This window comes from Streptomyces sp. NPDC026575 (assembly GCF_055567415.1).
In genome coordinates, this window is the sequence record NZ_JBVHQM010000007.1 from 142,554 (window position 1) to 165,725 (window position 23,172).

The 23,172-nt window shown below is 71.8% G+C and carries 19 protein-coding genes and 1 pseudogene; 10 read left to right on the forward strand and 10 right to left on the reverse strand.

The genetic code is table 11. The annotated features are described in order from the left end of the window. Positions 1–391 precede the first annotated feature (391 nt). Complete coding sequence (locus ACZ4NB_RS12165) at positions 392–1,303, reverse strand: hypothetical protein (protein ID WP_467660561.1); 912 nt, start codon at positions 1,301–1,303, stop codon at positions 392–394. A 4-nt stretch (positions 1,304–1,307) separates the two neighbouring features. Then, positions 1,308–1,988, reverse strand: coding sequence for a papain-like cysteine protease family protein (locus tag ACZ4NB_RS12170; protein ID WP_467660562.1), 681 nt, complete (start codon positions 1,986–1,988; stop codon positions 1,308–1,310). A gap of 238 nt (positions 1,989–2,226) precedes the next feature. Here ACZ4NB_RS12170 and ACZ4NB_RS12175 point away from each other — a divergent pair, with 238 nt between their 5' ends. Then, on the forward strand, positions 2,227–3,165 hold the full coding sequence (locus tag ACZ4NB_RS12175) for a hypothetical protein (RefSeq protein ID WP_467660564.1): 939 nt from the start codon (positions 2,227–2,229) through the stop codon (positions 3,163–3,165). A 148-nt stretch (positions 3,166–3,313) separates the two neighbouring features. Here the strand turns inward: ACZ4NB_RS12175 and ACZ4NB_RS12180 are convergent, their stop codons facing one another. Further along, positions 3,314–3,724, reverse strand: coding sequence for a Rieske (2Fe-2S) protein (locus ACZ4NB_RS12180; RefSeq protein WP_467660566.1), 411 nt, complete (start codon positions 3,722–3,724; stop codon positions 3,314–3,316). Between the two features lie 212 nt (positions 3,725–3,936). Between ACZ4NB_RS12180 and ACZ4NB_RS12185 the strand changes: the two genes are divergently transcribed. Next, entirely contained in the window at positions 3,937–4,239 is a 303-nt protein-coding gene (locus tag ACZ4NB_RS12185; protein ID WP_467660862.1) for a hypothetical protein, read from the forward strand. Positions 4,240–4,258: 19 nt separating this feature from the next. Here the strand turns inward: ACZ4NB_RS12185 and ACZ4NB_RS12190 are convergent. Then, positions 4,259–4,579: pseudogene (locus ACZ4NB_RS12190) on the reverse strand (alcohol dehydrogenase catalytic domain-containing protein); the annotation flags it as partial. 196 nt (positions 4,580–4,775) lie between these two features. Between ACZ4NB_RS12190 and ACZ4NB_RS12195 the strand changes: the two are divergent. Both ACZ4NB_RS12195 and ACZ4NB_RS12200 read left to right on the forward strand, forming a co-directional pair. Then, complete coding sequence (locus ACZ4NB_RS12195) at positions 4,776–5,822, forward strand: LacI family DNA-binding transcriptional regulator (protein ID WP_467660568.1); 1,047 nt, start codon at positions 4,776–4,778, stop codon at positions 5,820–5,822. Further along, the gene (locus ACZ4NB_RS12200; RefSeq protein ID WP_467660570.1) at positions 5,819–6,796 is read left to right on the forward strand and encodes a carbohydrate kinase family protein; all 978 of its coding nucleotides are present in this window, start codon (positions 5,819–5,821) and stop codon (positions 6,794–6,796) included. Before ACZ4NB_RS12195 ends, ACZ4NB_RS12200 begins: the two co-directional genes overlap by 4 nt. 143 nt (positions 6,797–6,939) lie before the next feature. On the opposite strand, the gene uvrA is transcribed toward ACZ4NB_RS12200, so the two are convergent. After that, on the reverse strand, positions 6,940–9,894 hold the full coding sequence (gene uvrA, locus ACZ4NB_RS12205) for an excinuclease ABC subunit UvrA (protein WP_467660571.1): 2,955 nt from the start codon (positions 9,892–9,894) through the stop codon (positions 6,940–6,942). A gap of 277 nt (positions 9,895–10,171) precedes the next feature. Next, positions 10,172–10,897 carry a TetR/AcrR family transcriptional regulator gene (locus ACZ4NB_RS12210; RefSeq protein WP_467660572.1) on the reverse strand — a complete coding sequence of 242 codons (726 nt, stop codon included), beginning with the start codon at positions 10,895–10,897 and terminating at the stop codon, positions 10,172–10,174. Between the two features lie 72 nt (positions 10,898–10,969). Here ACZ4NB_RS12210 and ACZ4NB_RS12215 point away from each other — a divergent pair, with 72 nt between their 5' ends. The 3 genes from ACZ4NB_RS12215 (at position 10,970) to ACZ4NB_RS12225 (ending at position 14,066) form a co-directional block, all read left to right on the forward strand. Beyond that, positions 10,970–12,526, forward strand: a complete 1,557-nt coding sequence (locus tag ACZ4NB_RS12215; protein WP_467660574.1) for an FAD-dependent monooxygenase — start codon at positions 10,970–10,972, stop codon at positions 12,524–12,526. Positions 12,527–12,656: 130 nt separating this feature from the next. Beyond that, positions 12,657–13,400, forward strand: coding sequence for a maleylpyruvate isomerase family mycothiol-dependent enzyme (locus tag ACZ4NB_RS12220; protein WP_467660576.1), 744 nt, complete (start codon positions 12,657–12,659; stop codon positions 13,398–13,400). A gap of 9 nt (positions 13,401–13,409) precedes the next feature. Then, positions 13,410–14,066, forward strand: a complete 657-nt coding sequence (locus ACZ4NB_RS12225) for an MBL fold metallo-hydrolase (protein WP_393491978.1) — start codon at positions 13,410–13,412, stop codon at positions 14,064–14,066. Positions 14,067–14,155: 89 nt separating this feature from the next. Here ACZ4NB_RS12225 and ACZ4NB_RS12230 read toward each other — a convergent pair whose 3' ends face one another. The 4 genes from ACZ4NB_RS12230 to uvrB all read right to left on the reverse strand — a co-directional run bounded on the left by ACZ4NB_RS12230 (position 14,156) and on the right by uvrB (position 20,463). Then, positions 14,156–15,151 (reverse strand): TerC family protein, encoded by a 996-nt coding sequence (locus ACZ4NB_RS12230; protein ID WP_467660578.1) that lies wholly within the window; start codon positions 15,149–15,151, stop codon positions 14,156–14,158. A gap of 292 nt (positions 15,152–15,443) precedes the next feature. Continuing rightward, the gene (locus ACZ4NB_RS12235) at positions 15,444–17,498 is read right to left on the reverse strand and encodes a TerD family protein (RefSeq protein ID WP_467660580.1); all 2,055 of its coding nucleotides are present in this window, start codon (positions 17,496–17,498) and stop codon (positions 15,444–15,446) included. Between the two features lie 100 nt (positions 17,499–17,598). Then, positions 17,599–18,177, reverse strand: coding sequence for a TerD family protein (locus ACZ4NB_RS12240; protein WP_467660582.1), 579 nt, complete (start codon positions 18,175–18,177; stop codon positions 17,599–17,601). A 150-nt stretch (positions 18,178–18,327) separates the two neighbouring features. Beyond that, entirely contained in the window at positions 18,328–20,463 is a 2,136-nt protein-coding gene (gene uvrB / locus ACZ4NB_RS12245) for an excinuclease ABC subunit UvrB (protein ID WP_467660584.1), read from the reverse strand. A 543-nt stretch (positions 20,464–21,006) separates the two neighbouring features. Between uvrB and ACZ4NB_RS12250 the strand changes: the two genes are divergently transcribed. From ACZ4NB_RS12250 to ACZ4NB_RS12260, 3 genes are all read left to right on the forward strand, one after another. Next, complete coding sequence (locus ACZ4NB_RS12250) at positions 21,007–21,900, forward strand: glycerophosphodiester phosphodiesterase (protein WP_467660586.1); 894 nt, start codon at positions 21,007–21,009, stop codon at positions 21,898–21,900. Positions 21,901–21,989: 89 nt separating this feature from the next. Further along, positions 21,990–22,574, forward strand: a complete 585-nt coding sequence (locus ACZ4NB_RS12255) for a methylated-DNA--[protein]-cysteine S-methyltransferase (protein ID WP_467660588.1) — start codon at positions 21,990–21,992, stop codon at positions 22,572–22,574. Between the two features lie 53 nt (positions 22,575–22,627). After that, complete coding sequence (locus ACZ4NB_RS12260; RefSeq protein ID WP_467660590.1) at positions 22,628–23,170, forward strand: DUF1697 domain-containing protein; 543 nt, start codon at positions 22,628–22,630, stop codon at positions 23,168–23,170. Positions 23,171–23,172 lie beyond the last annotated feature (2 nt).

A 23,172-nucleotide genomic window follows, 5' to 3' on the forward strand; every position in this document is an offset into this window, starting at 1 on the left:
GAGGAGCCGGGGCAGGGTGTGGGGTGCGGCGGGGAGGGCAGGGGGAAGCGGATCGATGGGGGCGTCAAGGGCCTTGGCGGGAGGCGGAGTCCGGCCCTGACGGGGCGGAGTCCGGCCGTGGTGGGGCGGAGTCCGGCCGTGGTGGGGCGGAGTCCGGCCGTGGTGGGGGACGAAATCGGCTGTGGTGGGGGGCGGAGTCCGGCCTGGCGGGGCGGTGGAATTCGGCCGTGGTCGTCGCCTCCCCCACCCCCGAACCCTCCCCCGCCCCCTCCCCTATGGGGGAGGGGGGAGGGGGCGGGGCACAAGCCACGTCGGCCGCCGCACCGGAGCCGACGTGTCGCTCACCGCGCCCGGCCGCCGACCGGCCGGGCCGGCTCGCCGGCGGGCCGGGTCAGTCGCCGCGCCGCCTGCGCAGCGCCACCGTGGCGGACAGCCCGAGGGCGAGCGCGGCGGCGAGGGCCGCCACCGTCGTCGCGGCGGTCACCGGCAGGGCGTCGTCCGTGAGCGCGCCGGCCTCGGCGGGCTTCTGGGCGGCGGCCGCGTGCCCCTTGTCCGCCGGCTTCTGCGCGAGGGGCGCCCCGGCCGCGGGCGCCCCGGCGCCGGGGGCGGCCTCTCCGTAGCCGCCGGCCTCGCCCCGCTTGTCGTACGCGGAGCCCGGGAGCTTGTCCCCGTACGCCTTGGCCACCCGCTTCTGGTAGGCCGCCACGGTGGTGCCGGCCGCGCCGACGGCCTTACGGGCCTCCGCGTCCAGCGGCTCGATGCGGTCGCCGCGCTGCACGTACCAGGCGTCGATCTGCGGCTCGTGGAAGACGGTGCCGGCCCGGTCCCGGGCGGCCCCGGCCGCGGTGTAGCGGGCCTCGTCGTCACCGCTGGCGATGTTGACGACCTTCCAGACACCGCCCCGGCGCACGGTCCACACGGACGCGGTGCGGCCGTCGGCGGCGACGGCCTTGCTGGCGAGGAACTCCAGGCGGGCGACGGGGGCCTTGCCGCTGCCTCGGACGAAGTCCGGTGACAGGACGTAGACGGGCACGGTGGCGCCCTCGATGTGCGGGGCGGCCTTCGTGGCGCCGGGGGCGGCCGCGGGGGCGCCCCCGCGCCTGCCCTCGGCGGCGAAGAAGCGGGCGAGGGTGTCCAGGGTCGCGTCGGAGGTGGCCGCTTGGCGGGCGGCGGTGACGCTCGCCCGGGCCGGCGCCTGGGGTCCGGGCACGGGGGCGGCCAGCGCGGCGTGCGGGGCGAGGCCCATGAGGGCGGTGGCGAGGGCGCCGGTGGCGACGGCGCGGACGGCGGTGCGCTGCGTCATGGCCTCAGGCTCCTATCCGGTAGAGGGAGTGCGTCCAGGAGAAGGAGCTGCCGTTCACGTAGTAGTCAAAGTCGCCCCAGTTGTAGCGGTCGTTGGAGCCCCAGGGGTCACCCCAGTAGATCCAGTTGCGGTCGGTGTCGTAGCCGTAGACGACGTGCATATGGCCGCCTCCGGAGGACCACTGGATGCGGGTCTCGACGGGCCGGTTGGCGTTGATCTCGCTCTGGACGGTGCCGTAGCGGAGCCACCCCGACACATATGAGCCGGAGTTGATCCCCATCGCGTCGAACGCGGTCTGCACATTGCCGAGGGTCGCCTGGTTGTTGGGGCATGTGCTGCCCTGCTGGCGGTTGAACGCGGCGTTGCAGAACTCGTTCTGGCTGTAGTTCCTGCCGTACCAGGTCGCGATGGTGTTGCCGGAGGCCGCCCAGCACCAGTTGGACCGCTCCTGGGCCTGCATGGAGATGTTGAGGCGGTTGGCGGCGCGGGGTGCGGTGGCGTGCGGGGAAGTGGTGGAGGCGGTGGCAGTGGCGCGGTGTGATGCGGTGGCGGTGCGCGCAGAGGGCGCTAGGGGCGTGGCCGCGGTGGCGGTGGCCCCGGGGAGCGCGGTCAGTACGGCGGCCGTGAGCGCCGCCGCCGACAGCCATCTGCGGTGGGGACTGCGTGCGTGGGGTGCACGGGTCATGGCGTTCCTCCCGACTGGGGGGTGAGGGGGAGAGGAGCGCATCCGGATGCTTGCGAGGAGCATCGGGTGTTGTCGCAGGCAGGTCAACACGCTTCAATGCGAGGTGACATGGGGGTGTGGACGGACGGGCCCGGATGTGAACGGCCGATGCCCGGCGTACTGCAGTGAACAGGCAGGAAGAGCACGCGGCGCGCGATCCGGTTGTGAACGTTCACCTGCGCGCCGGAGGATTGAGGCAATGGCACAGGACACCCCCCAGTCGGCGGAGCTGGCGCAGCTGCTGCGGACCGGCCCCTTCCATCTCGCACTGCGCTCCGCGCTCACCGCCCGGGGTCTCGCCCTCACCCGCGTCCAGCACAAGCTCGCCCAGCGCGGTGTCACCATCGGGGTGACCAGCCTGAGCTACTGGCAGCAGGGCGCCCGGCGGCCGCAGCGCCCCGAATCGCTACGGGCGGTGCGCGCGCTGGAGGAGGTCCTCGACCTGCCCGCGTACTCGCTGCACCGGCTGCTGGTCCCGGAGGGCGGGCACCGCCCGGAGGCCGAGCGGCCGGCCGCCCGCTCGTACCGCTCGCTGGTGGTGCCCGCCGACGCGCTGCAGCGGCTCTTCACCGAGCTGGAGACCCCCGCGGACGGCGGGCTGCACACCGTGGGGCATCACGAGCGGGTCCGCATCGGGCCCGAACGCCAACTGATCGAGCGGGAGTCGCTGCAGGTGGTGCGCGCCCACCGGGACGGCGTGGACCGCTATATCGCCATCCATCGGGGCGAATCCGGCTGCGAGCCGGCCCGGGTGCGGGTGCACCCCGGGGAGAACTGCCGGCTGGGCCGGGTGCGGGGCGACGACGCGGCCGGTGTGGTGGTCGCCGAGCTGCTCTTCGACACCCGGCTGCGGGCCGGTGACACCCATGTCTTCGGCTACGCCTTCGAGGACGGCAGCGGCGGACCGAGCACCGAGTACCTGCGCGGCTTCAGCTTCGCCGGCGGCCAGTACGTCCTTCAGGTGCGCTTCGACGAGGCGGCGCTGCCGGTGCGCTGCCGCCGCTTCACCCAGGCGTCGGCGGGCGCCCCGCGCAGCGCCCGGCAGGAGCTGACCCTCAGCGGCCGGCACCGCGCCGTGCACCTCGTGGAGCAGGGGGTGCGGCCCGGGATACTGGGCATCGGGTGGGATTGGGGATAGAGCCAGTATCGGGTGGGATGGGGGATAGAGCCAGTATCGGGTGGGATGGGGGATAGAGGCAGCATCGGCTGCGATGGCCCGGGCGGGATGGGGATCGGGTGCCGGCCGCCGGGACCGGGAGGTTGCGGGGCGGCGCTCCGCGGCCGCCTCAGCCCGCGATCAGCTTGCCACCCTTGACCCGGACCGGGACCTCCTCCAGCGGGCGGGTCGCCGGGCCCTGGGCGACCTCGCCGGTGGCGACCTGGAAGCGGCTGCCGTGCAGCGGGCAGACGCCCTGCTCCTTCTCGATCTTGTTCAGGATCGCGCCCATGTGCGTGCACACGGTGCTGAAGCACTTGAACTCGCCCTTGGCGGGCTGCGAGACCAGCAGCCGCTGGTCGCCGTAGATCTTGGCGCCGCCGACCGGCACCTCCGAGGCCGGGCCCAGCTCGATGGGCGCGTCCGAGGCCGGACGGTTCGACTTCTGCTCCCCCGAAGCACAGGCGGCGGCACCGAAGCAGGCCGCGCCCACGAGCGCAGCCCCGCGCAGCACGGTCCGGCGGTCGGGGGACGCGGTCATGTCGTAGCTCCTGATCAGTGGGTGGCGCCGGCCTCCGACGATACCGGGGCGCTCTGCGCGCCTCCGCGGCGGTCCGCCCTGCCCAGCAGCAGGTCCGCCGCACCGGCCGCAGCCGCGGGGAGACCAGCCCCTCCAGGAGCGGGGTGAGGGCGATGTCGTTCCTGATGAAGAGCATGGCGCCGGAGATGACCCCGGTGCCATAGCCCCACAGGATGCCGCCCAGGGCTCCGAAGACCCAGATCAGCGCGTTCTTGAGGCGTGCGGGCACGGGGTCGGCCCTGCTGCGGGGCGAGGTGGATCTTGCGGCCGGTGCCGGCCCGGAAGCGGGCGACCGCCTCGTCGAACCCGTCCGGGCCGTGGACGTCGCCGACCAGCGCGTCGAGGTCGAGGCCGGCGGCGAGCAGGTCGATGGTGGGCTGGAAGCTGTGGTGCACCGCCATCGAGCCGATGATGTCGATCTCGTGGTGGTGGACGCGGTACGGCGACCAGCTCCGCGAAACCGCCGGCGCGGGTGACGCCGATCGCGGCGCAGTCCTCGCAGAGGTTGCCGCGGCCGATCCGGCAGTAGCGGCAGGCACCGCACGGCATGTTGGGGTCGACCGCCACCCGGTCGCCGACCGCCCGGTCCGCCACCGCCGCGCCGACGGCCACGATCTCCCCGGTCAGCTCCTGCCCGGGGATCAGCGGGCAGGACGCGGCGGGCAGCTCGCCGCCGAGCAGGTGCATGTCGGTGCCGCACAGCCCGCAGGACGTGACGCGCACGACCACCTCGTCGGGCTCCGGGTGGGGGGCGGACAGTTCGGAAACCGCGGCGCTGCCCGGATTGCCCGGTGCGGTGACCACGAGAGCGCGCATGAAGGCGCCTCCGCACGACGTCGTGCGGGTGGCGATGCCCGGACCGTACAGAAGACGACGCCCACACGTAAACGCTTGCGTAAGCGTTTACGTGTGCTGGCGGATACGCGTAATGTGGTCGACTCGCGGGCCGGGCCGTGCAGGAGCGGCCGTGGGCGCCGCCGAGGCGCCCCGCACGCGGGGAGGAAGCAGCCGGATGACGACGATGGTGGATGTGGCGCGGCGGGCGGGGGTCTCCGTCGCCACGGTCTCGCATGTGCTCAACGAGACCCGGCCGGTGCGCCCGGACACCCGGGCCGCGGTGCTCGGCGCCATCGAGGAACTCGGCTACACCCACAACACCCTGGCCCGCTCACTGGTGACCTCCCGCACCCGCTCGATCGGCCTCGCGGTCTCCGCGATCAGCAATCCGTACTTCACCGAGATCCTCCAGGGCGTCGAGGCCGGTGCGCTGGAGGCCGGCTACAGCCTGCTGCTCGCCGATCCGCACGACGACCCGCGCCATGAGCGCAAGGTCGTCCAGCTGCTGCACGAGCGGCGGGTGGACGGCATGATCGTCGCGCCGTCCGCGGAGCCCGCGGAGACGGTCGGCTATCTGGCCCGGCGCGGAGTCCCCACCGTCTTCCTGGACCGGCTGGTCGGTGACGAGTACGACCAGGTCTGCGCCGAGAGCACCGGTCCGGTGCGCCAACTGGTCGAGCACCTGGCCGACTTGGGGCACACCCGGATCGGCCTGGTGGCCGGGCTGCCCGGACTGAGCACGACGACCGAGCGGGTGCAGGGCTACCGCGAGGGGCTGCGCGCCCGCGGCCTGCCCTTCGCGCCCGAGCTCCTCGCCGGCGGCAACTCCGAGGCGGACGGCGCCCAGGACGCCACCCGCCGGCTGCTCGCCGCACCGCAGCCGCCCACCGCGATCATCACCGCCAACAACGCGATGACGATCGGCGCGCTCCGGGCGCTGGGCGCACTGGGCCTGGAAGTGCCCCGGGACATCGCGCTGGCCTGCTTCGACGACTTCTCGTGGGCGGACCTGTTCACGCCCCGGCTGACCGCGATCGCCCAGCCCGGCAAGGACATCGGGGCCGCGGCGGTCCGGCTGCTGCTGGAGCGCCTGGAGGATCCGGACCGTCCGGCGCGCACCCTTCGTCTCCCCTGCGCGTGGGTGCACCGTACGTCGTGCGGCTGCGCCGAACCCGCCCCGGCCGCACCCCCGACCGCCCTGGAAAGGAACCGCACCTCGTGATCGTCGTCGCCGGCGAGGCGCTGATCGACCTCGTCCCCAGCCCGCAGGACCCCTCTCCGGACGGCCGGTTGCCTCTGGACGGCCGGTTGCCGACGCTGCTGCCGCGGCGCGGCGGCGGGCCGTACAACACCGCCGTCGCGTTGGGGCGGCTGGGCTCGCCCGCCGCCTTCTGCTCCCGGGTCTCCACCGACACCTTCGGCGAGGCGCTGCTGCACGGGCTGCACGACGCCGGGGTGGACACCTCGCTGGTGCAGCGCGGCGGTGAGCCGACCACGCTCGCCGTGGCGGACATCAGCCCGGACGGGTCGGCCGGCTACGGCTTCTACGCCGACGGCACCGCCGACCGGCTCTTCGCCCTGCCGCCGGCGCTGCCCGACACGGTCCGTGCGGTGTCGCTGGGCACCTGCTCGCTGGTCCTGGAACCGGGCGCGAGCGCATATGAGTCGCTGCTGCGCCGGGAGGCGCGGCGTGGGGTCTTCACCGCGCTCGACCCCAATATCCGGCCCGGTCTGATCCCCGACCCGGACGCCTATCGGGCCCGCTTCCGCTCCTGGCTCCCGGATCTGGCGCTGCTGAAGCTGTCGGAGGAGGACGCGCTGTGGCTGGCCGGGACGGACACCGGTGGGGGCTGGGACGCGGTCGGCGCTGCCGCCCGGGAGTGGCTGGGCGCCGGGCCGGCGGCGATCGTGGTCACTCGTGGCGGTGCGGGGCTGACGGTGCTGACGCGGGACGGCGGTGAGCTGACCGTGCCGGGCGAGCGGGTGACCGTCGTCGACACCATCGGCGCCGGCGACACGGTCAATGCGGCGCTGCTGCACCGCCTGGACGCCCATGGCGCCCTCTCGTACGAGGCAGTCGCCGCGCTGGGCGCCGACGCCTGGCAGGACACCCTGCGCTTCGCCGCCCGCGCGGCCGCCATCACCTGCTCACGCGCGGGCGCGGAACCGCCGTTCGCCACGGAGTTGGCGGCGTAGGAACACCGGGGACCGGTCGTTCGCCATGAGGTCGGCGGCGTAGCGCGCCTCGGATCGGCCGGGTGGTGTGCTGACGGCGGCGGGCCGCCACCGCGCCCTTGGTACGGGAGCGGTGACGGCCCGGCCGGAACGTCCCCTCGGCGTCAGGAGCTTCGGCCGGCCCGCGCCGTCGTCTTCCTGGCCGTGGTCTTCTTCGCCGCGGTCTTCTTGGCGGCCGGCTTCTTCGCCTGCGCCGGCACCGGCGCGGCGTCGCTGACGCGGTCGCCGAGGATCTCCCGCAGGAACTTGCCGGTGTGGCTGGCCGGGATCGACGCGATCTCCTCCGGCGTGCCCTCGGCGACGACCATTCCGCCGCCGTTGCCGCCCTCGGGCCCCATGTCGATGACCCAGTCCGCCGTCTTGATCACATCGAGGTTGTGCTCGATGACGATCACGGTGTTGCCCTTTTCGACCAGCCCGGACAGCACCTTGATCAGCTTGCTGATGTCGTCGAAGTGCAGACCGGTGGTCGGCTCGTCCAGGACATAGACCGTGCTGCCCGTCGAGCGCTTCTGGAGTTCGCTGGCCAGCTTGACCCGCTGGGCCTCACCACCGGAGAGCGTCGGCGCGGACTGGCCGAGCCGGACGTAGCCGAGGCCGACCTCGTTGAGCGTCTTGAGATGCCGGGCGATGGTCGGCACCGCCTCGAAGAAGCTCAGCGCCTCCTCGATGGGCATGTCCAGCACCTCGGCGATGGACTTGCCCTTGTAGTGGACCTCCAGCGTCTCGCGGTTGTAGCGCGCGCCGTGGCAGACCTCGCACGGCACGTACACATCCGGCAGGAAGTTCATCTCGATCTTGATCGTGCCGTCGCCGGAGCAGTTCTCGCAGCGGCCGCCCTTGACGTTGAAGGAGAAGCGCCCCGGCAGATAGCCGCGGACCTTGGCCTCCATCGTCTCCGCGAAGAGCTTGCGGACGTGGTCGAAGACACCGGTGTACGTGGCCGGGTTCGACCGCGGGGTGCGGCCGATCGGCGACTGGTCGACATGCACGACCTTGTCCACCAGATCGTCGCCGGCGACCCGGGTGTGCCGTCCCGGGACGGACTTGGCGCCGTTCAGCTCGCGCGCGAGGTGGGTGTAGAGGATGTCGTTGACCAGCGTCGACTTGCCGGAGCCGGAGACGCCGGTGACGGCGGAGAACACCCCGAGCGGGAAGGAGACGTCGATGTCGCGGAGGTTGTTCTCCTTCGCGCCGTGGACCGTCAGCTGCCGCTTGGGGTCGGCGGGCCGCCGGATGTCCGGTGTCGCGATGGCCTTCTTGCCGGACAGATACTGCCCGGTGATCGACTCCTTGTTGGCCAGCAGCTGCTTCATCGGGCCGCTGTGCACGACCTTGCCGCCGTGCTCACCGGCACCGGGGCCGATGTCCACGACCCAGTCGGCGACCTTGATGGTGTCCTCGTCGTGCTCGACGACGATCAGGGTGTTGCCCATGTCGCGCAGCCGCACCAGCGTTTCGATCAGCCGGTGGTTGTCGCGCTGGTGCAGGCCGATCGACGGCTCGTCCAGGACGTAGAGCACGCCCACCAGGCCGGAGCCGATCTGGGTGGCGAGGCGGATGCGCTGGGCCTCACCGCCGGAGAGGGTGCCGGCCGCGCGGTTCAGCGAGAGGTAGTCCAGGCCGACGTCGACCAGGAACTTCAGCCGTTCGTTGACCTCCTTGAGGACCCGCTCGGCGATCTTCTTCTCGCGGGCGTCGAGCTTCATGTCCCGCAGGAAGTCGGCGCAGTCGCTGATCGACATGGCCGCGACCTCGGCGATCGACTTCTCCTGGACCGTCACGGCGAGCACGATCGGCTTGAGCCGGGTGCCCTCACAGGTCGGGCAGTGCACCTCGCGCATATAGCCCTCGAAGCGCTCGCGGCTGCTGTCGCTCTCCGCTTCGGAGTGCCGCCGCTTGACGAACGGCACGGCGCCCTCGAAGGGGGTGGTGTAGGCCCGCTCGCGGCCGTACCGATTGCGGTAGCGCACCTCGATCTGGGTCTTGTGGCCGTGCAGCAGGGCTTTCTTGGCGCGGGCCGGCAGCCCGGCCCAGGGGATGTCCGTACGGAAGCCGAGGGCATCGGCCAGCGCGCCGACGAGGCGGCCGAAGTAGTCCTTGGTGTGGCCGTGCGACCAGGGGTGGAGGGCGCCCTCGTCGAGGGAGCGGTCCTCGTCGGGGACGATCAGCTCGGGGTCGACCTCCATGCGCGTACCGATACCGGTGCAGTCCGGGCAGGCGCCGAAGGGCGAGTTGAAGGAGAAGGAGCGGGGCTCCAGCTCCTCGAAGGACAGATCGTCGTAGGCGCAGTACAGATGCTCCGAATACATCCGCTCGCGCTGCGGGTCGTCCGGCTCCAGATCCACGAAGTCGAGGATGACCATGCCGCCGGAGAGCCCGAGGGCGGTCTCAACGGAGTCGGTCAGCCGCCGCTTGGCGCTCTCCTTGACCGTGAGGCGGTCGACGACCACCTCGATGGTGTGCTTCTCCTGCTTCTTCAGCTTGGGCGGCTCGGAGAGCTGGATCGTCTCACCGTCGACCCGCGCCCGGCTGTAGCCCTTGGTCTGGAGGTCGGAGAAGAGATCGACGAACTCGCCCTTGCGCTCCCGCACCAGGGGGGAGAGCACCTGGAAGCGGCTGCCCTCGGGCAGCTCCAGGACCTTGTCGACGATCGCCTGCGGCGACTGCCGGGCGATGGGGCGCGCGCACTCGGGGCAGTGCGGCTTGCCGATGCGGGCGAACAGCAGGCGGAGGTAGTCGTAGACCTCGGTGATCGTGCCGACGGTCGAGCGCGGGTTGCGCGAGGTCGACTTCTGGTCGATCGACACCGCGGGGGACAGGCCCTCGATGAAGTCCACATCGGGCTTGTCCATCTGCCCGAGGAACTGCCGGGCGTAGGAGGAGAGCGACTCGACATAGCGCCGCTGCCCCTCGGCGAAGATCGTGTCGAAGGCGAGCGAGGACTTGCCCGACCCTGACAGCCCCGTGAAGACGATGAGGGAATCGCGGGGGAGGTCGAGCGAGACGTTCTTGAGATTGTGCTCGCGAGCGCCACGGACGATGAGACGGTCGGCCACGCCGGTCGGCACCTTTCTTGGAGGGGGCGGGAGCCGCGGCTCTGCGTCCGCCGCTCGGTGAATGAGCAGAGGCGGCGAAGCGAAGCGGAGCGGAGCCCCGCCCCAGGGTATGGGGCCCGCCACGGCACTGTCTTTGGGATGCCACACACGAGCCTATAGCACGCGCATTCGATTTACGGGGTTCGCAAGCCCTCTTCACCCAAACGTGTGGCGGCCCCACATCCTTCCCGCCCCGCCGCACGCCCGTACGCTGCGCAAACCCCGCCACCCCGGCGGTTCAGCGGTCTCCGGGCAGCGCCCGCTCCAGCGCATCGAACGTCCGCCGCAGCACCTCGACCTGCTCAACGGCCACCTCGTCCGCCGGGTCACCGCGCAGCTGCCGGCCGGCGGCCTCGGCGTACGCCACGCGGATCCCCGCGACGATCAGCGCCGCGGCCAGCCGGGAGCCATGGCCCGGCCGCGCGGCGTCACCGCCCGCGGCCTCGGCGAGCAGCCCGGCGAGCGCGTCCTCCAGCTCCTCGACCGCCTCGCGGCCCCGCGCGCGCAGCGCCGGCGAGTCCAGCACCGTACGCCAGAAGTGCTCGAACCCCTCCCCCACTCCGCCCAGCGGATGGCGCTGCTCCACCAGCTCCGACGTCAGCCGGCGCAGCGCGGCCAGCGGCGACTCGCCCGCGCCGCGCTCCCGGACGGCACGGGTGAGCAGCTCCAGCGCCTCGGGGATCCGGTCGAGGAAGAGGTCCTCCTTCCGCGGGAAGTAGTTGAAGACGGTCATCGTGGACACCTCGGCGGCGCGGGCCACCTCGGCGACGGTGACGTTGTCGAAGCCGCGCCGGATGAACAGCAGCGTCGCCTCGCCGGAGATCCGCTGCCGGGTGCGCAGCTTCTTGCGCTCGCGCAGCGTCAGCCGGCCGTCCTCCTCGCCGAAGCCGGTCTCCGCTTCCTGGCCGGCGATCCATCCGCCACCTGCCGTCCCCGCGCCGTCGCGCCGCTGCTCATCCACCATGCCCGGAATCCTAGGCCGCCCCTTCGAAAATTTTGTAGTCGCAAAAAACTTTTAGTGGCTACACTCTCGCCCATGAACCATGACGCAGACGTAGTGGTGGCAGGGGGCGGCCCGGTGGGGCTGATGCTCGCCTGCGAACTGGCACTGGCCGATGTCCGGGTCGTCGTCCTGGAGCGGCTGACCGAGGTGGACACGACGATCAAGGCGGGGGCGATCAACTCCCCCAGCGCGGAGGCCTTCTACCGGCGCGGATTGCTGCCCGACCTGGCGGAGGTGCAGCGCGCCGCCGTCGAGAAGTTCAGCTCGTTCCTGCGGCAGCGGCAGGCCGCGGGCGCGTCCGGGGTGCAACGGCCTCCGAAGTTCGCCGGGCACTTCGCCGGCATCATGCTGCGCGGCGATCTGCTGGACGAGTCCGACCCGGACTTCGAGGCCCCCGGACCGGCCTCCGAGGTCGGCCTCGTCCCCCAGGAGTCCCTGGAGCGGCTGCTCGCCGACCGCGCCGCCGAACTGGGCGTCGACCTGCGCCGCGGGGTGACGCTGAGCGGTTTCGACGCCGACGAGGACGGCGTGCGCGTCCACACCTCCCACGGGTCGCTGCAGACCGGTTGGCTGGTGGGGTGCGACGGCGGGCGCAGTACGGTTCGCCGGCTCGCCGGCTTCCCGTTCCCGGGGACGGACCCCGAGATCACCGGCCATCAGGCCATCGTGGAGATGTCCGGATCCGAGAAGCTGGGGGCCGGCTGGAACTGGACCGGGACCGGCACCTACGCGCACGGCCCGATTCCCGGCCGGATCCTCACCGTGGAGTTCGACGGACCGCCCGCGGACCGCGAAGCGCCCGTTACCGCCGAGGAGTTGCAGGCATCCCTGCGGAACGTCTCCGGTGTCGAGGACGTCGAGATCCACAAGGTGCTCTCGGCGACCCGCTTCACGGACAACGCCCGCCAGGTGCCCGACTACCGGGCGGGGCGGGTGCTGCTGGCCGGCGACGCGGCGCATGTGCACTCGCCCTTCGGCGGCCAGGGGCTGAACCTCGGCATCGGCGACGCGATGAACCTGGGCTGGAAGCTGGCCGCCACGGTGCACGGCTGGGCGCCTGAGGGGCTGCTCGACACCTACACGGCCGAGCGGCACCCGATAGGCGCCTGGGTGCTGGAGTGGACCCGGGCCCAAGTGGCGCTGATGCGGCCGGAGTCGCACGCCCGGGCGCTGCGCACGGTGCTCACCGAGCTGACCGGAACCGTCGCCGCCACCACCTTCTTCGCCAAGAAGATCTCCGGTGTCCAGCATCGCTACGACCTGCCGGGCGATCACCCGCTGACCGGCCGCAGCGCCCCCGACCTGGAGCTGGCCGACGGCAGCCGGCTCGCGGACCATCTGCGCGGCGGGCAGGGGCTGTTGCTCGACCTCGCCGACGACGAGGGGCTGCGCAAGCGCGCCGCCGGGTACGACTCCCGTTTGCGGGTGCTGACCACCGCCTGCCCGGGGCGGCCCGACCTGGCCGGCCTCCTGGTACGGCCGGACGGCTGCACCGCCTGGGCGGCGGACATCCCGGACTCGGCCACCGCCCCGGACGACCTGGGCGCCGCGCTCCGCCGGTGGTTCGGAACCCCCGAAGCGTCGGCCTGACCACCGGGAGACACCGCGGGCGGCGTCCCATCGGCCCCCGGGCCGCCACGCGCCGCCCACCCCGCCCGCGTACGCCCCCGAACGGCGCGGACGACTCCCGAACTCGCCTTCGTGGCGCTAGCGTCGGACCATGACCGTCACCCCGCCTGACTTCCCGCACGACGTGGCCGCCGTACGCGAGGCCACCGAACGGCTGCTGGTCTCGGTGAGCAAGCTCGACGACACGGCGATCGGCGAGCCGTCGCTGCTCCCCGACTGGACCCGCGGCCATGTCCTGGCCCATCTGGCACGCAACGCGGACGCGCTGGTCAACCTCCTCACCTGGGCGCGTACGGACGTCCCCGCGCCGATGTACGCGAGCGCCCGGGCCCGGGACGCCGACATCGAGCGGGACGCCGACCGCCCGCTGGCGGCGCACCTGGAGGACCTCAAGGAGAGCGCCGAGCGGTTCGACGCCGCCGTGGACGGGCTGCCGGAGGAGCGCCGGTCCTACGAGGTCGAGATGCGCAACGGCGTCGTCGAACGGGCCGACCGGCTGCCGCTGCGCCGGCTCGCCGAGGTGGAGCTGCACCACCTCGATCTCGGTGTCGGCCACACCCTCGACCAGCTGCCGACGGGCTTCGTCGACGGCTACCTCGCCTTCCTCGCCACGATCAAGTTCGCCGGCCACCGGGATCTGCCGGCCCTGGAGCTGCGCACCGACGACGGCCGCCGCTGGCGCACCGGCCGCACGGCGGCCGCCCCGGGCACCGAGGCCGCGTCCGTGGTGGTCTCGGGCTCCGCGACGGCGCTGGTGGGCTGGCTCACCGGACGCGGCGACGGCTCCGCGCTCGACAGCCACGGCTCCGACCTGCCTGTCGTACCCCCGCTCTAGAGTGGACTCATGGGCTATAGCGGAGCAGTGAAGGTCGGCGGAGCGGCCGACGTGCACGAACTGTCCGACCTGATGATCTCGAAGGTCGCGGTCGGCCGGATGGACAACAACGCCTATGTGCTGCGGTGCCGTGCGACCGACGAGCAGCTGCTGATCGACGCGGCCGCCGATCCGCACACCCTTCTCGCGCTGATCGGCGACAGCGGCATCGCGTCCGTCGTCACCACACACCGGCACGGCGACCATTGGGGCGCGCTGCGCGAGGTGGTCGACGCGACGGGTGCGCGCACCTACGCGGGCCGGTACGACGCCGAGGGCATCCCCGTGCCCACGGACGTCCTGGTCGACGACGGCGACACGATCACCGTCGGGCGCGTCACGCTGACCGCGCGCCATCTGGTCGGCCACACCCCCGGCAGCATCGCGCTGGTCTACGACGACCCGCACGGCGCGCCCCATCTGTTCACCGGCGACTGCCTGTTCCCCGGGGGCGTGGGCAACACCTGGGGCAATCCCGAGCACTTCGCCAGCCTGATCGACGGTGTGGAGAGCAAGCTCTTCGGCGAACTCCCCGATGAGACCTGGGTCTATCCGGGGCACGGCAACGACACCACGCTCGGCGCGGAGCGACCGCATCTGGCGGAGTGGCGCAAGCGGGGCTGGTAGCGAAGGACTGATGGCGCGACGGCGCCCGGCCCCACTCCGTTCGGGAGCGGGGCCGGGCGCCGTCGGTGGTGCGCCTGGGACGTCGAGCCTCAGGCGTCGACGGGCTCCTTGCCGGCGGCCGCCTTGTCGGCCTCGGCCGCCGCCTGCTTCTTCGAGGCGCGCAGGCTGGTGATCGTGGTGACGACGAGCACGGCGCAGATGACGCCCAGGGAGACCGGAATGCTGATCTCCGGCACGGCCACCCCGGACTCGTGCAGTGCGTGCAGCACCAGCTTCACGCCGATGAAGCCCAGGATGATCGACAGGCCGTAGGAGAGGTGGACCAGCTTCTTCAGCAGCCCGCCGATCAGGAAGTACAGCTGCCGCAGGCCCATCAGGGCGAAGGCGTTGGCGGTGAAGACGATGTACGGGTCCTGGGTGAGGCCGAAGATCGCGGGGATGGAGTCCAGGGCGAACAGGACGTCGGTGGTGCCGATCGCCAGCATGACGATCAGCATCGGCGTCATCAGCCGCTTGCCGTTCTCGACGATGAACAGCTTGGTGCCGTGGTACTTGTCGGTCGACGGGAAGCGCTTCTCGACCAGCTTCAGGAAGCGGTTCTCCTCGAACTCCTCGTCCTCGTCCTCGGCACGGGCCTCCTTGATGAGCTTCCAGGCGGTCCAGATGAGGAACGCGCCGAAGAGGTAGAAGACCCAGGAGAAGTTGGCGATGATCGCGGCGCCGGCGCCGATGAAGCCGGCCCGCAGCACCAGCGCGATCAGCACACCGACCATCAGCACGCGCTGCTGGTAGACCGCGGGGACCGCGAACTTCGCCATGATCAACACGAAGACGAAGAGGTTGTCGACGCTCAGGGACTTCTCGGTGATGAAGCCCGCGAAGAACTCACCGGCCGGCGCGGTGCCGCCGAAGAGCAGCAGTCCGAGGCCGAACAGCGCGGCGAGCGCGATCCAGACGGCGGTCCAGATTCCAGCCTCCTTGAGGGAGACCTCATGCGGTTTGCGTCCACCGATGAAGAAATCGGCGGCTATCAGGGCACAGAGACCAAGGATGGTCAGCACCCACAGGTTCAGGGAAACGTCCACTGCTCCTCCGGCAGAGTCGTACGGCACTCACAGCGTCGTCGCTGCCGGAGGTCTCTTCCGCCCCGTTCCACCTGAGGGAACGGGGCCGACGCCCCGGGATCTCGTCACACTCGCAAATCCGTGATGACGGGTACGTCGTGATGGGAATACTCCCCTCCGCACCAAGAAGGGTAAAGGAAGGCCAAGTAATAGTAAAGAGATAGGTAAAGTCGCTGGTCAGGGGGTTGGACGTGGTGTTGGGCAGGCGTCCGTTCGCTGGGGGGCGGGCGGACGCACGGGAGGGCCGTCCGGATCAGCCGCGTCCGGCGCGGCGGGCCTGGGCGAGCCGGTCGAGCACCTGGCGCACCACCTGGCTGCCCCTCGGGGCCAGCGGCGGCTCATACGTCCAGGCATGGCCGACCCAAGGGTCGGCGAGGTGCGCGTCGGGCACCGGCGTGATCCGCAGCAGCGAGCGCCACAGCGGGTCCAGGACCGGGCCGTACTCCCGGGCCTGGGCGCGGTCGGCGACCATCATCAGATGCACCCCGACCGCGGGGCCCTCGTCGGCCAGATAGCGGAGCTGGGTCAGGGCGCGGTCGTCGAAGCCGTGCGGGAAGTCGTGCACGATCAGCAGCTGCTCGGCGGTGTCGAGATCCGGCGGCAGCGCGTCCGCGGCGCGACTGCGCACGGCCATCTGGACGAGGTCGACCCGCCGGGTCAGCCCCTCCAGGACCGCGGCCACCCCCTTGGCACCTGGCATCGGAGGGGCGAGCACACCGGACTCCAGGAGCGGTGCCAGCGCCGGGGCCGCCGTGCCGCCCGGGTCGATGACCTGGACCGCGAACTCGCCGACGGGGTGGACCGCCAGCAACCGGGCGGCGATGGCCACGGCGGTCTCCGTGGCGAGCCGGCGCAGCTCGGCCTCGTCCGGCGGCCCGTCCGTCAGCGCGCTGCCCAGCTCCCGCCGGCCGTACTCGCGCTCGGGGAGGGAACCGCCGCGGTCGTATGCGTCGGGCCCGCTGTCGATCCACAGACCGCGCTCCAGGGGGAGCCGTACGAGCATGGGGATGCGCAGGTCCAGGACCTCCGGAAGGTGCAGATCGCCCAGGCGCAGCGCCATCGGGCGCTCCAGTGGGACGTGATAGCCCTGCCATACGGGGTTGTCCCAGCGGGCGAAGGCGGGCGGCAGGGCCGGTTCCACCACCTCCGACTCGGCCGCGAGCTGCCCGAGGTCGCGGTCCAGGGCGGCCCGGGCCTGGGTGACCAGGGTGGCGTGCTTGTCGCGGGCGGTGGCACGGGCGACGTCGGCGGCCGTACCGAGGCGGTTGCGCGGGTCGGCGAGGGCCTTGTCGAGCTCCTGCTCCAGGCGGGACTCGGCGAAGTCGGACGCGCTGCGGTACGCCGCGACCGAACGGGCCAGGTCCTCGAACATGCCCCAGACCTGGTTGTAGAGCCGCTCCTCCATGCTCCATCCGGCGGCGTCACCGGCGACGGGGCGCGGGGGGCCGTCGGGAGCGGCGGGGGTGGCCGGGGCCGGGCCGCTGGGTGCGGGGGTACTGCGGCGCGCGGGGTGCCGGTAGTCGACGGGGCCGTGGGACGCCGGGGACCCGGCGGCCTTGGGCGCGGCCGCGGAACCCGCTCCGGTGGGGCCGGCCCCCGCCGCGCCGGGCCCGGATGCCGCCAGGCCGTCGGCCGCCGTCGGGGGCGCGGGGGCGGGCCGCCGGGCGGTGGGCGCGGCCGCCGGACCCGCCGCGGAGCGCTCCGGCCGCTCGGACCGGCTCGCCGCGGCCGGCGCGGGGGCCGGCACCGCGCGGGCGTGCCCCAGGCTGACCGCCTGCTCGATCTGTGCGGCGAGCTCCGCCGCCTGTGCGAGCCCCTGGTCGCGCAGCATCGCGGTGAGGCCGTCGGCGTATCCCTGGCCTACCGCGCGCACCTTCCAGGCGCCCTGCCTGCGGTACAGCTCCACGGCGACGACGGCGGACTCGGCCCCCAGGCCGGCGATGGTGTAGTCGGCCAGGTGTGTGCCGTCGAGGCCGGTGACCGCCACGGACGGCGCGGCGGCGGCGCCGAAGGTGGTCAGCGCGCCGATGCCGGTGGGCAGCGCCAGCAGCACGCTGACCCGGTGGACGGCCTCGGGCAGCGCGTCGAGGTCGACCGCGATGCGGTGCTCGGCGGCCGCCTGGCGGGGAACCTCGATGCCGGTGCGCCGGGGCGCGCCGGGGTGGGCCACCGCCTCGGCTCCCGGGAGCCTGCCCTGCTCGTCGCCGAGCGTCACTCCGGCGACGACGGGGCCGCCCGCCGTGATCCGGATCTCCACCCGTGTGCGGTCCAGCGGGTGGTTCTGCCCCCGGACCAGCTCGGCCGTCATCGTTGTTCCCCCTGATGGTGATTGCGTCCCGGGCCGGGCCCGGGCGCGGGCCCGGGATGCGGCGGCACGGCCCGGGGAGCGCCGCCGCGACGTGCGGTGCTTACAGGTGCGGCACGATCGCCGGCACCAGGTCCTGGAACGTACGGCCGACGGCGGGCTCACCGATGGCGGTCATCTGCCAGCCGCTGCCCGTGCGGTGGACCTTGGCCATCACCTGGGCGGTGTAATCGCCGCCGCCCGTAAGGGTGTAGCGGGCCAGCTCCTGGCCGGTGGTCTCGTCCACCAGACGGCAGAAGGCGTCCTGCACCTCGGCGAAGGTCTGACCGGTGAAGGAGTTGACCGTGAACACGATCTGGTCGATGTGCACCGGCAGCCGTGCCAGGTCGACCAGGATCGCCTCGTCGTCGCCGCCCTGGCCGGCACCGCCGACCAGGTTGTCGCCGGTGTGCCGGACGGCGCCGTCATCGCTGATCAGATGCTGGAAGAAGACGACGTCCATCGGCTTCTTGTCGGCGAACAGCACCGCGGAGGCGTCGAGGTCGATCTCGTTGGTGCGCCTCCCGAACAGGCCGCGCCGCGGCGCCGAGCGCCACCCGAGCCCCATCCGCACCGCGGTCAGCGTTCCGCCGTCGGACTTCTGCAGGCTGATGCCCTGCCCCTTGGACAAATTGACCGACACGCGCCGTCCCTTCTCCGTACTGTCCCCGCCCAGCTCTCCGGCGGGCCCCCTCGACCCTACGCACGACGGCGGACGCGGGGCGCCCCGGGCCCGCGTTCTGTGGCGTTTCTGCAACACCGGGGCGGCCGCGACCCGCCCGTCGCGGCCCCGTCACTGCACGCCGGCCTCCCTCATTTGCCGCAGCTCCTTCTTCAGTTCACCCACCTCGTCGCGCAGCCTGGCGGCGACCTCGAACTGCAGCTCGGCCGCGGCGGCCCGCATCCGCTCCGTCATCTCCTCGATGAGGTCGGCCAGTTCGGCGGCGGGACGGTCCGTCAGCACCGCACCCGCCTTGCCCTTGCCCTTGGCCTTGCCGGCCTGCGCGCCGAGCGACGGCACCGGGGCCTTGCCCTTGGCCTCCTTGGCCTCGCCCGACTTGCGGTAGCCCGAGCCCAGCAGCTCCTGGGTGTCGATCTCCTCGCGGGCGATCGTGGCGACGATGTCGCCGATCTTCTTGCGGAGCGGCTGCGGATCGATGCCGTGCTCCTTGTTGTACGCCAGCTGCTTCTCCCGCCGGCGGTTGGTCTCCTCGATGGCCTTCTCCATCGCCGGGGTGACCTTGTCGGCGTACATGTGCACCTGGCCGGAGACGTTGCGCGCCGCGCGTCCGATCGTCTGGATCAGCGCCGAACCGGACCGCAGGAAGCCCTCCTTGTCCGCGTCCAGAATGGACACCAGGGAGACCTCGGGCAGGTCGAGGCCCTCGCGCAGCAGGTTGATGCCCACCAGGACGTCGTATTCACCCGATCGCAGTTCCCGCAGCAGCTCCACGCGCCGCAGGGTGTCCACGTCGCTGTGCAGGTAGCGGACCTGGATGCCGAGCTCCAGGAAGTAGTCCGTGAGGTCCTCGGCCATCTTCTTGGTCAGGGTGGTGACCAGGACGCGCTCGTCCTTCTCCGTACGTGCCCTGATCTCGTGCACCAGGTCGTCGATCTGCCCGTCGGTGGGCTTGACCACCACCTCCGGGTCGACCAGGCCGGTCGGGCGGATGATCTGCTCCACGAAGCCGTCGCCGCGGGCGAGCTCGTACCGGCCGGGGGTCGCGGACAGATAGACCGTCTGGCCGATGCGCTCCAGGAACTCCTCCCACTTCAGCGGGCGGTTGTCCAGGGCGGACGGCAGCCGGAAGCCGTGGTCGACGAGGGTCCGCTTGCGCGAGGCGTCGCCCTCGTACATGGCGCCGATCTGCGGCACGGTGACGTGCGACTCGTCGATGACCAGGAGGAAGTCGTCCGGGAAGTAGTCGATGAGGGTGTTGGGCGCGGAACCGGGCTCGCGGCCGTCCATGTGCATCGAGTAGTTCTCGATGCCCGAGCAGGAACCGATCTGCCGCATCATCTCGATGTCGTACGTGGTGCGCATGCGCAGCCGCTGGGCCTCAAGCATCTTGCCCTGCTTCTCCAGGGTGGCGAGGCGGTCCGCCAGCTCGGCCTCGATCCCGGCGATGGCCCGCTCCATGCGCTCCGGTCCGGCGATGTAGTGGCTGGCCGGGAAGATGTACAGCTCCCGGTCGTCGCTGATGACCTCGCCCGTGAGCGGGTGGAGGGTGGACAGCGCCTCGATCTCGTCGCCGAACATCTCGATCCGCACGGCCAGCTCTTCGTAGACCGGGAAGATCTCGATGGTGTCGCCGCGGACCCGGAAGGTGCCCCGGGTGAAGGCCACGTCGTTGCGGGTGTACTGGATGTCGACGAAGCGGCGCAGCAGCTGGTCGCGGTCGAATTCGTCGCCGACCTTCAGCGGGACCATCCGGTCGACGTACTCCTGCGGCGTACCGAGTCCGTAGATGCAGGACACCGAGGCGACCACGACGACGTCACGCCGCGTGAGCAGCGAATTGGTCGCGGAGTGGCGCAGCCGTTCGACCTCCTCGTTGATGGAGGAGTCCTTCTCGATGTACGTATCGGACTGCGGGACGTAGGCCTCGGGCTGGTAGTAGTCGTAGTAGGAGACGAAGTACTCGACCGCGTTGTTCGGCAGGAGCTCGCGGAATTCGTTGGCGAGCTGGGCCGCGAGGGTCTTGTTGGGCGCCATAACGAGCGTCGGCCGCTGCAGCTTCTCGATCATCCATGCGGTGGTCGCCGACTTGCCGGTGCCGGTGGCGCCCAGCAGGACGACGTCCTTTTCACCCCCGCGGATGCGCCGCTCCAGCTCGGCGATGGCCGCCGGCTGGTCGCCATTGGGCTGGTAGGGGCTGACGACCTCGAAGGGCGCCACCGTGCGTTCGATCTTTGATTCGGGCCGCATGGGATCCACCGTACGACCCAGCACTGACAATCGGCGTGAAAATCTCTCCGACCTGCGGCTTTGCGGCGATATCGGCCGGCCGCGGCGGGCCGCTCGGCGAGCGGGGGGACGCCGGGCGGCGGCGACGGCGGGGCGGCGCGTGGGGCCCTTGGCGGCACGGCCGCGGGAGGTGCGGGGCGCATGTCCCGGGGCCCCTGCCATGAGAGCGGCGCGCTCGCGAACGGAGCGGCGTCGCGGTGACCGCTCATTCACTACATATGACCAAAACCGGTCAGAAGCACGAGGGGTGACGCACCATCGGCCAAGATGCGCGGATGCCGCGACTCCGGCAAGTTGGACGGCATCGGAGCGCACGTCTGTTGCACGGCTTTTCCGGGCATCCTGCAATTGCGCGACGCTCCACGGAAGACCGGCCATTTCTCGTTCAGCCCTCGGCCACCGTACGACCGCCTCCCGCTCTGGCCCGGCTGCGAGCCTCTGCCCGTCCGACCCGGTACACGTCACTCACGTCCGCTCACGCCCACGACGTCACGAGGAGTCCGTATGCGTATCCGCCCCGTCGCCACCGTTGTCGCCGGTGCGCTCATGGGTCTGTCCGCGCTCGTCCTCTCCACCAACGCCGCCCAGGCCTCACCGCACGGACACGCTCCGGTGACGGTCGCCCACCGCGGCGCCTCGTCGTACGCGCCCGAGAACACCCTCGCCGCCATCGACGCGGCCGCCGAGCTCGGCATCGAATGGGTCGAGAACGACGTTCAGCGCACCAAGGACGGTGAGCTGGTCATCCTCCATGACAACTCGCTCGCCCGGACGACCAACGTCAAGAAGGTCTTCCCCGACCGCTCCCCCTGGAACGTCGCGGACTTCACCCTCAAGGAGATCGAGAAGCTGGACGCGGGCAGCTGGTTCGGACAGAAGTTCGAGGGCGAGCGGGTGCCGACGCTCGAGGACTACATGGACGAGGTCGAGCACAACGACCAGAACCTTCTGATGGAGCTCAAGTCGCCGGAGCTCTATCCGGGCATCGAGAAGCAGACCCTCCTCGAGCTGCGCCGCGGCGGCTGGCTGGACAGGGACCACCTCAAGCACCGTCTGATCATCCAGAGCTTCAACGCCGACACCCTCAAGACCGTCCACACGCTCCGGCCGGACATCAAGACGGGCTTCCTGGGCAACCCGTCCGTCGCCGACCTCCCGAAGTACGCCAAGTACTGCGATCAGATCAATCCCGTCCACACGGCGGTCACCCCGGAGTACGTCGCCGCCGTGCACGGCCTGAAGGGCCCGCACCGCCGGCAGCTGGACCTGTACACCTGGACCGTCGACGACCCGGCAGTCGCGATCAAGCTCGCCGACCTGAATGTGGACGGCATCATCACCAACAAGCCCGATGTGGTGCAGGACGCGCTGGAGAACAAGCACAAGAACGGCGCCTGAGCCCGCGGTGCCGACGGGGAGCGGCACCGGGCGACGGCCGCCGGCCCGTTCCCCGTCGCATTGTCAGTGGCTCGTCCTACTCTGATCAGGTGACGCATTCCGAGCAGGTTTCCGAACAGACCTCCGCGCCGCCGGGGCCCGCGAGCCGCCGCGACTGGGCCTGGACGCGTCTGGAGACCCCGATCGGCCCGCTGCTGCTCGCCGCGACCCGGGAGGGCCTGGTCCAGGTCGCCTTCCATGCCGACGAGCGGACGACCCGCCGCGCGCTGACCCGACTGGAGCAGTTCTTCGGCGGCTCACCGCTCCCGGAGACGCCCCATCTGACGACGGCCGCCGCCGAGCTGACCGCCTACTTCTCCGGGGATCTGCGGTCCTTCACCGTCCCCCTGGACTGGTCGCTGTCCTCCGGCTTCCACGCCCGGGTCCTGCACGCCCTGGCCTCCGACGTCCCCTATGGCAGCGTGGTCGGCTATCAGGACCTCGCCGACCGGGTCGGGGAACCGGGCGCGGCCCGCGCGGTGGGCGCGGCGATGGGCTCCAATCCGCTGCCGGTCGTCGTCCCCTGCCACCGCGTCGTGGCCAGCGACGGCGGGATCGGCGGATTCGGCGGCGGCCTGGAGACCAAGCGCCTGCTGCTCGCCCTCGAAGGCGTGCTGCCGGCCCCGCTCTTCTGATCCCGGCCGTCGTCCGTCCGCACCCGGGCCGGACCCTCACGAATGGCAGCGCCATGTCCCGTCAGATCGCTCTGCTCCGCGGCATCAACGTCGGAGGCCACAACTCCTTCCCCAAGGCCGGCCAGCTGGCGCTGGCCGAGTCCCTGGGGTTCCGGGACGTCTCCGTCCTGCTGCAGACCGGCAACATCGTCTTCGCCGACCCCGGTATGCCGCCGGAGGAGACGGCCCGGACGATCCAGGACCGGATCGCCGCCGAGCTCGGCCTGACGGTGCCGGTCGTCGTCCGGACCCGCGACGAGCTGGCCGCCGCGATCGCCGCGAATCCGTTTCCGCAGGCCGTGCCGGAGCCCAAGAACCTCCATGTGACGTTCCTGTCGGCGGTGCCGGCCGACACCTCCCGGCTGGACGCGCTCGACCCGGACGCGTTCGCGCCCGACCGGTTCCGGCTGACCGGGCGCGAGCTGTATCTGTGGTGCCCGGGCGGCATGGGCCGCTCCAAGCTCGCCGCCGCGGTGAGCCGCGCCCCTCTGGGTGTGACGGCCACCGCCCGCAACTGGAACACCGTCACCAAGCTGCTGGCCCTGGCGGACGCCTGACG

Bases quoted from the DNA above. Each gene is read 5' to 3' on its own strand.
- ACZ4NB_RS12185 (WP_467660862.1), top strand. From the start codon at position 3,937: ATGCCGCCCAGGGCTCCGAAGACCCAGATCAGCGCGTTCTTGAGGCGT.
- ACZ4NB_RS12165 (WP_467660561.1), bottom strand. From the start codon at position 1,303: ATGACGCAGCGCACCGCCGTCCGCGCCGTCGCCACCGGCGCCCTCGCC.
- ACZ4NB_RS12215 (WP_467660574.1), top strand. From the start codon at position 10,970: ATGAACCATGACGCAGACGTAGTGGTGGCAGGGGGCGGCCCGGTGGGG.
- ACZ4NB_RS12250 (WP_467660586.1), top strand. From the start codon at position 21,007: ATGCGTATCCGCCCCGTCGCCACCGTTGTCGCCGGTGCGCTCATGGGT.
- ACZ4NB_RS12175 (WP_467660564.1), top strand. From the start codon at position 2,227: ATGGCACAGGACACCCCCCAGTCGGCGGAGCTGGCGCAGCTGCTGCGG.
- uvrB (WP_467660584.1), bottom strand. From the start codon at position 20,463: ATGCGGCCCGAATCAAAGATCGAACGCACGGTGGCGCCCTTCGAGGTC.
- ACZ4NB_RS12260 (WP_467660590.1), top strand. From the start codon at position 22,628: ATGTCCCGTCAGATCGCTCTGCTCCGCGGCATCAACGTCGGAGGCCAC.
- ACZ4NB_RS12210 (WP_467660572.1), bottom strand. From the start codon at position 10,897: ATGGTGGATGAGCAGCGGCGCGACGGCGCGGGGACGGCAGGTGGCGGA.
- ACZ4NB_RS12170 (WP_467660562.1), bottom strand. From the start codon at position 1,988: ATGACCCGTGCACCCCACGCACGCAGTCCCCACCGCAGATGGCTGTCG.
- ACZ4NB_RS12225 (WP_393491978.1), top strand. From the start codon at position 13,410: ATGGGCTATAGCGGAGCAGTGAAGGTCGGCGGAGCGGCCGACGTGCAC.
- ACZ4NB_RS12220 (WP_467660576.1), top strand. From the start codon at position 12,657: ATGACCGTCACCCCGCCTGACTTCCCGCACGACGTGGCCGCCGTACGC.
- ACZ4NB_RS12235 (WP_467660580.1), bottom strand. From the start codon at position 17,498: ATGACGGCCGAGCTGGTCCGGGGGCAGAACCACCCGCTGGACCGCACA.
- ACZ4NB_RS12180 (WP_467660566.1), bottom strand. From the start codon at position 3,724: ATGACCGCGTCCCCCGACCGCCGGACCGTGCTGCGCGGGGCTGCGCTC.
- ACZ4NB_RS12195 (WP_467660568.1), top strand. From the start codon at position 4,776: ATGACGACGATGGTGGATGTGGCGCGGCGGGCGGGGGTCTCCGTCGCC.